Consider the following 7,384-nt stretch of genomic DNA (forward strand, 5'->3'; position numbering starts at 1 on the left):
CCGCCGCCAGCGCGGCCGACGCCAGCAGGCTGCGACGCCGCAGACGGCCCCGTGCCGGGTCGTCGGGATCTCTTCTCGTGTTCGTCACCGGATCCTCCGCACCCGCTCGACAGGGCCAACCGGCCCGGACCAGGTGCGCGAAGCTAGCAGCAGCGGCCGGCCTTCCCGGCGTACGTCCGGTGCCCGACGCGCTCGTCCACACCGTCGGTCGACCGACGGGAACTCGGCGCCCTCGGACCGCGACCACGTACTGAATAGGGGCCGCGTCACGGGGTGCGGCCCCGGTCACCACGGTGTCCGCAGGCTTGTCCGACCCGGTGGCCGGATCCGTGCCCGGTGAGCCGGGTCACCCTGGTGTCGCTGAGTCGGGGGGTGGGAGTTCCTACGTACTCTCTGATGACGATCGGATGCCGGGCGCGAGGATGGGCGGGTCATGACTGTCCGAGGATGGTGCCGCGCGACGCGGGCGGGCGTGTTCGCCGCCGTCTGCGTGCTGTTGGCCGCCCTCGGTCACGTGACGATGTCGGGGACGCCAGTGCCCTGGTGGCCCATGGCGGCCGCGGCGGCAGGGACCGGAACGGCCGGATGGCTGCTGGCCGGCCGGGAACGCGGCCGGGCCCCGATCGTCGCGGTCGTGATCACGGCGCAGGGGGTGCTCCACGAGACCTTCGCCCTGGCGCAGGGGTTCACGTCCAGGCCGGCATCCGGTCCCGGCGCCCTGCCGGGTGCTGGTGTCCTGCCAAGTGCTGGTGCTGGTGCTGGTGCCGGTGCCTCCAGAGATATGAGCGTCACGGGCACGGGTTCCATGAGGGCGATGGATCTCGGCTCCATGGGCGGTGGGGACATCGGTTCCATGGGCGGTATCGACACCGGCTCCATGGGCGGTATGCATATGGGTTCCCTGGGCTCCATGGGCGGCATGCGCATGGAGCACACCGCACATGTGGCGCACGGTATGGGTGACATGAGTGGTACCGCCTCGGTCGGCATGCTGGTCGCGCATCTCCTCGCCGCCGCCCTGTGCGGGCTGTGGCTGGCTCACGGTGAGCGGGGGGTGTTCCGCGTCCTGAGGGCGGCGGCGGCCTGGATGCTGGCGCCCCTTCTGCTCCTGCTGGCACTCCCCACGCCGTTCGCCCGTCCGGCCGTCGACAGGAGCCGCGCCGCCGCAGGTCCGGCCCCGGTGCGTCTGCTTCTGGGCTGTTCCCTCACCTTCCGGGGCCCGCCCACCGGTGCCGCTGTCGTCTGAGACAGCTGGATCCACCGGGGCCCACCTCTCCCTTGTCCTGCGGTGCTCCCGCACGCAGTTTCCCCCCAGCAGCCGCTTGTCCTCGGCGCGCTCGCGCGTCGCCGCCGGCAGGCCGCTCCTGACGGGTCCCGGGCATCGCCGTACCCCACCCGTACGGACGCACCCCGAGCGCCGGTGAGCCGTGCCCCCGCGCGGGCGGCCCCGGAAGACCCGAAGGACGACACGCGATGATCTCTGTCCTGACCCCTGCCCGGGCGCAGCGCGCCCACGCGGACGCGACGGCGACCGCCTGGGCCCTCGCCGCCCGCGGCGGCGACCCGGACGCGGCCGACCACTTCGTCCGCGCCCTGCACGGCGACGTCCTGCGCTACGTCGCCTGGCTCAGCGGCGACCCCCAGTCCGCCCACGACCTGACCCAGGACACCTTCGCGCGCGCGTTCGGCAGCCTGCACCGCTACGAAGGACGGGCCTCGGCGCGCACCTGGCTGCTTTCGATCGCCCGGCGCGCGGTCGCGGACAGCCTGCGCCGCGCCGCGGCCCGCCCGCGGATCGCCGACGCCACCGACTGGCAGACGCTGCTGGAGCGCGCCCAGCCCAGCTGCCTGCCCGGCCTCGACGACGGCGTGGCCCTGCTCGCCCTGCTGGACGGCCTGCCCGGAGAACGGAAGGGGGCTTTCGTCCTCACCCAGCTGGCCGGTCTGTCGTACGAGGAGGCGGCGCGCTTGGCCGGGTGTGCCGTGGGCACGGTCCGCTCCCGCGTGTCGCGTGCCCGCGCCACTCTCGAACGGCTTCTCCGGGAGGCCGACGCGTCCGGCACCCCCGCGGCCTGCCCCCGGCGAACTCGGAGCACGACCCGGCCCGAACGGGGGAACAGCGGGCGTACCGCACGTTCCTGACGGAACGCGGCGGCGACGAACGGATCGTCAGGCGGGGAGAACGGCCCGGACGGCGAAGGGAAGTCCCCGAGGCGTCTGCCGCCGGTCAGGCCTCTTCCCCGCTTCTTTCCCGGCCCTGTTGTGAACGGGTCGCATGGGGGACCTCCTCCGGTGCGGCTCGACGTTCACCTGATCTGACGACTCGTTGGTTACGTGCCGACGGGTGGGGCAGAAGACGGGGCGAAAAGAGGTGATGGTTGTGGACGAGAGAATTCGCAGGTTCTTCATTCGCGCCTCCTTGGCGGGCTTGCTCGTCGGTGCCGGTCTGGGCGTCGCCTCGGGAGGTGCCTTCGGCGCACTGGTGGGCGCCGGAATCTGTATGGCCGTGGCTGCCGGCAGTGTCCTGTACTGGGGGGAGCACGGTGGGGCCCGCCGCGGCCGACGAGAGCCGGACGCACGATCGGGCCGCCCGGCGGGCCTGGCCCCCACGGCACGCGGCGGTCCGGTGCCCGGTCAGCGGCCGCGCACGTCGGCACGCAGGCCACACCCCAACTACTGACACCGGTGAGCCAACCGGCGACTACTGACACCGGTGAGCCAACCGGCCGCATGGGCCGATGACCCCTCGATGCCCCCGCCGACGACGTCGGCGGGGGCATCGGCACGCGGGGGAGGGCCGGACCTGGGTCGCCGGGAACTCATGCCACCGGCAGCGGTGGACTCAGGTGCGGGTGTGTCCGTCGCCCTCGTCCTTCCGTTCATCGGCCGACTGAAGACGCACGCGTTCCTGGCTCTGACGGTGAGTTCGCCGCGGACGACATGACGGCCGGTGGCGTCGCCGTCTTCGGGCACTGGGCGGTGTCGGGCGCCGGGTGTCGCAGTGCGGCGTAGGGCGGGGGATGGGGCGCGGACAGCCCACGGACCCCGATGAGGTGGAGGAGTCTGTCGACCAGGGGACTGCCGGCGCGGACGAGGACGGACTTGTTCTGGCTGCTGGCGCGCTGCCGTAGGTCCAGCAGGACACCCAGACCGGCGCAGTCGCAGAAGGTGAGCCCGCTCAGGTCCAGGTCGAGACCGGTGGCCGAGTCGGCGAGCGCTTCGAGCAGGCCCGTCCGGAGCCGGTTGCCGGAGTCGAGGTCGAGCTCGCCGCGAATCTCTACGCGCGTCCGGCTGCCGCCCGGTGTGTACGAGGCGATCGCCAGCCCGGGCGGCAGAGGACGCCTCGCGCCGGTGCGGGTCCCCGGCCGCAGGCCCGGTGTGACGAGGGGCTGGGCGCGGTGGACAGGGTCAAGCATGGCTCACTCCCTCTTCGGGCTGTCGGGGTCCGCCTCATACGTTCCCCCGAAGCGACGATACACGTCAACTAATGCACGAAATGTAGTACGTGTTTTTGGGTGCGCGAACCTGAGGTCGGTAAACTGTCGGGCATGGATGGAGTGCCCGAGCCACACAACGGATGGACCTTCCTCACGAATCACGCCCGCGTCCTCGCCGCGATCGCGGACAACCAGAACGCGCGCATCCGTGACATCGCCGCCCACTGCCGGCTCACCGAGCGAGCCGTGCAGAAGATCATCGTGGACCTGGAGGAGGACGGATACCTCTCCCACACCCGGGAGGGACGCGGCAACACCTACCGGATCGACCCGAGCCGTGTCCTGCGACATCCCGCCGAGGCCGGGCTGGGCCTGACGGTGGCTTCCCTCCTGTCCCTGCTGGCCCAGGACGAGGCCCACCGCTCCGGCCCCGCCGCTGCGGCCGCGCCGGCCGGCCCGGTCGGCGGCTGACCGACACCTGACGTCCCAGGGGCCGCACGGCGACCGGCATCTGGCCTGGGCCCGCGTGGTGTCCGGGCGTCTGGCCTGGGCTCGCGCGGCGACCGGGCATCTGGCCTGGGTCCGCGCGGTGTCCGTGGTGGATTCCGTGGTCAGCACGGAAGCGGTCCGCGTCTCCCCCCGGAGAGGATGTGGCCACAGCGACCGAGGCCGGCGGGACACACCGGCCGGTCGCGCCGCCACGACCCCAGGGATGATCATGACCACCACCGACAGCAGCACGTACGAGGGATTCACGGCTGAGGAACGAGCCACGATGAAGGACCACGCACAGGAGATGCGGAAGGCCACGCGCCGCTCGTCCCGCACGGACAAGGCGGCGCAGGCCGAGCAGGACGTGCTCGAGAAGATCGCCGGGATGGAGGACTCCGACCGGACCATGGCCGAGCGCGTCCACGCCGTCATCACAGCCGGCGTCCCGCAGCTCGCGCCGAAGCTCTGGTACGGCATGCCCGCCTACGCGCTGGACGGCAGGATCGTCTGCTTCTTCCAGAGCGCACAGAAGTTCAAGTCCCGCTACGCCACGCTCGGTTTCAGCGACCAGGCGAACCTGGACGAGGGGCCGATGTGGGCCGCCGGGTTCGCCCTGGCCGAGGTGACGCCCGAGGTGGAGGACCGGATCGCCGCGCTCGTGAAGCAGGCCGTGAGCTGAGACGCCTTCGTGGTCACCGCGGGGCAGCCTGGGTATGGAGTGCGCTGGTGGTCTCCGCGACGCAGTCGGGGTGGGGAGTGTGCTGGCGGTCCCGGCCCGGCAGCGGGGGTGGGGAGTGCGCCTGTGATTTCCGCGGGGCAGCGGGGGTGGGGAGTGCGCCTGTGATTTCCGCGGGGCAGCCTGGGTGGGGAGTGCGCCTCTGGCCTCCGCGCGGTATCCCGGGGTGGGAAGGGGGCGAGCGCAGTCCCACAGGGCTTCACCCCGCGCTCTTCCCCACGGCGGACACCCCGGGCCGCGGCTGTCCGGGAGCCACCGGCGTGACACCGAGGCGGACGAGGGCCGCCGTACCGTCCGCTTCGTGGCCGCCCCCGGCCAGCAGCAGCGTGCGCGCCGACTGGTAGCGGCAGCCTGCCGCGGCGAACGCTTCCCCGGCTGCGAGAAGCCGGGGCAGGTCGCCGTCCAGCAGCGCTTCCGCCCGCTCCAGTTGGGCGGTGGCGACCGGATTGCCGAGGACCACGCTCCGGGCGTCGTCCACCCGGCCCCGCGCGTCCGGGTGCCCGGCGAGGACCGACGCCTCGGCCCGGAGCGCCACGTACCAGTGCAGCCAGACCCAGCAGACCCACTTCCACACCCGGTCCGGCTCCGGCGCCAGTCGCTCCGCGTCGAGGGCGGCCGACTCGGTCACCGGGTCCCCCGAGCGCCGGGCCAGCTCGACGGCCCGTTCGGCATACCTGAGCGTCTCCTGCGCGCTGTTGTCCACCTCTCCCTGGACCGCGCCGTAGGCGTCCGCGGTCACCGCCGCCTCGGCGAGTGCCACGGCCGCCACGGCGACCGGGTCCCCGGTACCGGCCAGCTCCCGCGCTTCCCTGAGCACGGCGCCCACCTCGTCCGCGTCAGGGACCAGGGCGAACGTGCTGGAGAAGCGGTACGCGGCGGTGGCGGCGGCCGCCAGGTCCCGGCCGGCGGCGGTGGTGTGGCCGGCTCGTCGGGCCGCCCGGGCGGCGGCACGGTGGAGTCGGAACATGTCCTCGCCCAGCCTGCGGCACCCGGCGACGGCCGCGGCCTGCCGCAGCGCCGCGGCAGCGGCGGCGTCACCGGCGAGCCCGGCCGCCTGCTCGAACCGCTGCTGCGCCTCACCGAGCAGGTGGTGGCCGAAGGCCAGTTCGGCCAGGGCCGAGGCGAGACGGTAGGCGGACGCCCGCTGCTCCGGCCGGCCGACGGCCCAGGCGAGGGCGGTCCGGAGATCCTCCGCCACCGCGTCGAACCGGGCGCGCGCGTCGGCGCCGGCGGCCGGCTTCCGTCAACGTGGCCGCGTCAGCCAGGCACCACCGCACATGGCGGGACCGGACCTCGGTCAGCTCACCGGCGTCGGCGAGGCGCTCCGTCCCGTACTGGCGGATCGTCTCCAGAGCCTGGTACCTCGTGCCGGACGCGGACTGCGTCACCACGAGCAGGCTCTGTTCGGCGAGCCTGCCGAGTCCGTCGGCGACACCAGCGGGATCCAGCGGGGCGAACCCGGCGATCTCCGCCGCCGCCTTGGCGGTGAACGGCGCGACGAACACGGACACCCGACGCAGCAACGCCCGGTCGCGCGCCTCCAACAGGTCGTGGCTCCAGTCGAGCACCGCCCGCACCGACCGGTGCCTGCCGTCGGCACGAGGGCCGCCGGCCAGGATCCGCAACTGGTCGGACAGTCCGGCCGCGAGGCCGTCGAGGCCGAGCGTGGGCCACCTCGCCGCCGCCAGCTCGATCGCCAGCGCCATGCCGTCGAGACGTTCGCACAGGGCGGCGACCTCATGGTGCACCGCCGGATCCGGCGCCCGGCCGAACGCCGCCGCCCGCTCCACGAACAACGCCACCGCATCCGACTCACCACCGCCCGCCCGCGACAGCGGCGGGACCGGGAAGGCCCACTCGAACGGCACCATCAGCCGGGCCCGGCTCGTCGCGAACACGCGCAGCCGCGGGCAGGCCATCAGCAGCCGCTCGACGAACGGTGCCACCCCGTCCCGCACCTGCTCGCAGTTGTCCAGGACCAGCAGCGCCTCGCGATCGGCCAGCGCGGACATCACCGCCTCGTCGAGGCCGCGACCGGGCTGCTCGCCCACACCCACCGCAGCCGCGACCGCCGCCCCCACCCGTGCCGCGTCGGTGACCGGGACCAGATCGACGAACCACACCCCGTCAGTGAAGTCGCCGGCCACCTCCGCGGCCACCGCCAGCGCCAGCCGCGTCTTGCCAACCCCGCCCGGACCGGCCGCCGTCACCTGCCGGTGTGTGCGCACCGCTTCGGCCAGTTGCCCGCGCTCGCGCGTCCGGCCGACGAATGCCGTCAGGGGCGCCGGGAGGGCGGGGGCCGGCCGCGGTCGGCGGGTGTGGGCGAGTTCGGCCGAACGCCGGGACAACGCCCGCCGATCCGGCAACTCGAGCTTGCGCAGCAGCGACGAGACGTGCGACTCGACGGTGCGGACCGAAATGACCAGCTTCGCTGCGATCTCCGCGTTGCTGAGGTGCTCCCCGAGCAACGCGAGCACCTCGGCCTCGCGGGCCGATATCCCTGGGCTGGACACCGGCCCATTATCCGTGGCGGACTCCGGGGTCGGTACAAAGGTGGAGCGCACCCCGGCGGACGCAGGCCGAGACCAGCGGTCGACGCCGGTCGGCAGAGCGCCGACGACCGCACGACGCGACCGCGACGAGACTCAAGGCCACGGCGGTGACCACACGCGACTGCACGACGCGACCGCGACGAGACTCAAGGCCACGGCGGTGACCA

6 protein-coding genes are annotated in these 7,384 nt (G+C 73.4%); 4 read left to right on the forward strand and 2 right to left on the reverse strand.

Going from position 1 to position 7,384, the window contains the following annotated elements; genetic code table 11:
• Positions 1–433: 433 nt before the first annotated feature.
• Positions 434–1,246 (forward strand): hypothetical protein, encoded by an 813-nt coding sequence (locus GT045_RS25485; protein ID WP_161335582.1) that lies wholly within the window; start codon positions 434–436, stop codon positions 1,244–1,246.
• Positions 1,247–1,473: 227 nt separating this feature from the next.
• A complete protein-coding gene (locus GT045_RS25490) occupies positions 1,474–2,142 on the forward strand; it encodes a sigma-70 family RNA polymerase sigma factor (protein WP_161335583.1) in 669 nt (222 codons plus the stop codon).
• Between the two features lie 737 nt (positions 2,143–2,879).
• Here the strand turns inward: GT045_RS25490 and GT045_RS25495 are convergent.
• Positions 2,880–3,416: an STAS domain-containing protein gene (locus GT045_RS25495; RefSeq protein ID WP_161335584.1), complete on the reverse strand. Its 537-nt coding sequence runs from the start codon at positions 3,414–3,416 to the stop codon at positions 2,880–2,882.
• 132 nt (positions 3,417–3,548) lie between these two features.
• On the opposite strand from GT045_RS25495, the gene GT045_RS25500 reads away from it, so the two are divergent.
• Together GT045_RS25500 and GT045_RS25505 are read left to right on the forward strand one after the other, a co-directional pair.
• On the forward strand, positions 3,549–3,908 hold the full coding sequence (locus tag GT045_RS25500; protein WP_161289180.1) for a helix-turn-helix domain-containing protein: 360 nt from the start codon (positions 3,549–3,551) through the stop codon (positions 3,906–3,908).
• Positions 3,909–4,155: 247 nt separating this feature from the next.
• Positions 4,156–4,608, forward strand: coding sequence for a DUF1801 domain-containing protein (locus GT045_RS25505; protein WP_161335585.1), 453 nt, complete (start codon positions 4,156–4,158; stop codon positions 4,606–4,608).
• A 1,133-nt stretch (positions 4,609–5,741) separates the two neighbouring features.
• Here GT045_RS25505 and GT045_RS39985 read toward each other — a convergent pair.
• On the reverse strand, positions 5,742–7,178 hold the full coding sequence (locus GT045_RS39985; RefSeq protein WP_345942753.1) for a LuxR C-terminal-related transcriptional regulator: 1,437 nt from the start codon (positions 7,176–7,178) through the stop codon (positions 5,742–5,744).
• Positions 7,179–7,384 lie beyond the last annotated feature (206 nt).

This window comes from Streptomyces sp. SID486, assembly GCF_009865385.1.
Classification (GTDB): Bacteria; Actinomycetota; Actinomycetes; order Streptomycetales; family Streptomycetaceae; genus Streptomyces.

What these genes read in the sequence shown, in the direction of transcription:
- GT045_RS25505 (WP_161335585.1), top strand. Translation starts at nt 4,156, where the DNA reads ATGACCACCACCGACAGCAGCACGTACGAGGGATTCACGGCTGAGGAA.
- GT045_RS25485 (WP_161335582.1), top strand. Translation starts at nt 434, where the DNA reads ATGACTGTCCGAGGATGGTGCCGCGCGACGCGGGCGGGCGTGTTCGCC.
- GT045_RS25490 (WP_161335583.1), top strand. Translation starts at nt 1,474, where the DNA reads ATGATCTCTGTCCTGACCCCTGCCCGGGCGCAGCGCGCCCACGCGGAC.
- GT045_RS25495 (WP_161335584.1), bottom strand. Translation starts at nt 3,416, where the DNA reads ATGCTTGACCCTGTCCACCGCGCCCAGCCCCTCGTCACACCGGGCCTG.
- GT045_RS25500 (WP_161289180.1), top strand. Translation starts at nt 3,549, where the DNA reads ATGGATGGAGTGCCCGAGCCACACAACGGATGGACCTTCCTCACGAAT.